General features: G+C 26.0%; 2 protein-coding genes. Both read left to right on the top strand.

The genetic code is table 11. The features are described from left to right. The first annotated feature begins 141 nt into the window (after nucleotides 1-141). On the top strand, nucleotides 142-1,569 hold the full coding sequence (locus ELQ05_RS08100) for a glycosyltransferase family 10 domain-containing protein (protein WP_134240079.1): 1,428 nt from the start codon (nucleotides 142-144) through the stop codon (nucleotides 1,567-1,569). Continuing rightward, on the top strand, nucleotides 1,566-2,772 hold a 1,207-nt coding region (locus ELQ05_RS08095), incomplete at its 3' end, for a glycosyltransferase family 2 protein (RefSeq protein WP_134240078.1). The genes ELQ05_RS08100 and ELQ05_RS08095, both read left to right, overlap by 4 nt.

The raw sequence follows: 2,772 nt of genomic DNA, 5'->3' as shown, positions 1-2,772 counted from the left end.
TACTCTTTCTATAGCTGAGTTTGGGTTATGCATAGGGTTTCTCCTTTAAAAATGGCTTTGGTTGGTTGTAAAATTATTTAAGTTAAAATTATATTATTTAATGATAAAATTTAAGCTTAAGCTTAAATTACAGGATAAAAAATGACTAACAAGCGGATAATTAAATTAAGGCTGGTTGATTGGTATCTTGAGGATAATGAAGAAAATTTTTATAATCATTATTTGATTAAATTGCTATGTGAAAAATACAACATAGTGTATAGTAATGATCCCGATTATATTATTTATAGTGTTTTCGAATTTAATAGACATACAAATTATAATTGCATAAGAATTCTTTATACAGAAGAAAATAGAAGAACAAATTGGAATATAGCCGATTATGGCATAGATTTTGATTATTTATCTTTTGCGGATAGACATATTAGACTACCTTTTCAGTTTTTGTGGCTTAAAGATGATATAGAGATGGCATGTCAAAAACATTTATATTATAATAATTTTGAAAAAAGAAAAAAATTTTGTGCTTATTTAATTACAGACCCAGGTAGACCAGAATGGACTCCTAGGGATCATTTTATAGATAAGCTATCTTTATATAAGCATATTGACTCTGGTGGTAGATATAGAAATAACATAGGCGGTCCAATAGGCGATAGATATGGTGAAGATTTTAATATAACAAAAAGAAAATGGCTTCAAAATTATAAATTTAATATTTGTTTTGAAAATTCTAGCGCTCCAGGCTATACTTCTGAAAAAATTTTTCAAGCATTTGCAGCTGGTTGTATTCCTATTTATTGGGGAGATACTAGCTTAAGATGTGGTTTGGGTATAAAAGAAAAATTGACACCTTGTGCAGAAATAGATCAAAGGATACCTAAAATTCCAGAAGAATTATTGGATTATAAAATAAATCCAAAAGCTTTCATAAATGCTCATAATTTTAGCACTTGGAATGAATTGATTGATTATATTAAATTGATTGATAACAATGATGAATTATATTTTTCAATGTTAAACGAACCTGTATTTTTAAATAATTTTGATCCTATCCAATATGCCAAAGAAAAAACACTGATGTTTTTTGATTATATTTTTTCTCAACCTTTAGAATATGCTTATAGAAGAGGAAAGGGGGCTCATATTAATTTTGAACTAAGAGATAAAAAAAGATGTTCTGCTGATTTTACTCCAACTCATAAAAACATAGGAGCTCTTTTAAGAATTCAAAACCAACTTTCTTATAAACTAGGACAAGCTTTGATTATAAATTCTAAAAGTGTATTAGGTTTTTTATCTTTACCTTTTATAATATTAAGTATTGTTATTTCACATAAACAAGAACAAAAAGCTTATAAATTTAAAGTAAAGAAAAATCCAAATTTAGCTTTACCTCCTTTAAGTTCATATGATGATTATAATGAAGCTTTAAAAATAAAAAATCATTTTTCTTATCAATTAGGAGAAGAATTTATTAAGGCTAGTAAGAATTGGTATAAGGGTGGATTATTCTTATTGCCTTATAGAGTTTTTAAGCTTTATAAGAAACTTGGGAAAAAACAATGAAAACCGTAGGTATGGTTATCCCAATCTATAATGTAGAAAAATACTTAAGAGAATGTTTAGATAGTGTCATCAATCAAACTTATAAAAATTTACAAGTTGTACTTGTAAATGATGGAAGTACTGATGAAAACTCACTCAATATAGCCAAAGAATATACTTTAAAAGATGAAAGATTTATACTTTTTGATAAGGAAAATGGAGGACTTTCTTCATCTCGTAATGTTGGCATAGAATTCTTTAGCAAAGAATATGATTTTAAAAACATTACCCAAGAATTAAAAGAAAACTCCTTAGTAGAATTTAAACTAGACAATGAAGATAATCCTTATAATATTTATAAAATATATAAAAGTTCAAATTTCTTTAAAAATAAAGATGAACTTTTAAATTTTAAAGCTCCTGATATTGATTATATTATCTTTTTAGATTCTGATGATTATTGGGAATTAAATTGCATAGAAGAATGTGTTCCTAGAATGGATGGGGTTGAGGTGGTTTGGTTTGATTGGAAAAAGCGATATGATGGTGTTAAAGAAAATAAAACAGATGAAAATTTTACTTGGATGATTTTAAGAGATAAAGGAATGATCCATTCTTTGGAATGGTTTGAGGAGATGCAAAAACTTGATAATAAGCTATTTGCATTTTGCATTCAAGGAATGATTGATTTTATATTTTTAAAAAAGATTAAATTAAAATTTATAGATAAAGTTGTTTCAGAAGATTTTCATTTTGGCATTATGCTATTTTTCCACGCCCAGTATATTTATATCTTAAATCAGAAATTATATACCTATAGGATAAGAGCTAATAGCATTTGTAGCCATGAAGGAAAGGTTTCTAAAGAAAGTATCTCTCCATTTATTAGTGGTGTTTATAAAGATTTTCAATATGATGGTTATAAAACAAAATTATATCACTATATAGCTAGTTGTATTATAATGATTAAAAATATAATCAAACATATAGAATTTCAACATGACTTTAGAAAAATTGATATTTTGAAAAATCTTTTTATAGCAGAAATGTTAAAACATGCATCTCCTATTTTAGAATTTGATATAGATCCTTGGAGTATGAAAAATGAGTATAAATTTTTAAAATCACTTTATTTTTCAGACAAGTCAAACATAGGAGCTCTTTTAAGAATTCAAAACCAACTTTCTTATAAACTAGGACAAGCTTTGATTATAAATTCTAAAA

The organism is Campylobacter sp. US53, from assembly GCF_004378995.1.
GTDB classification, from domain to species: Bacteria; Campylobacterota; Campylobacteria; order Campylobacterales; family Campylobacteraceae; genus Campylobacter_D; species Campylobacter_D jejuni.
This window is presented reverse-complemented; position numbering and strand designations above follow the sequence as displayed.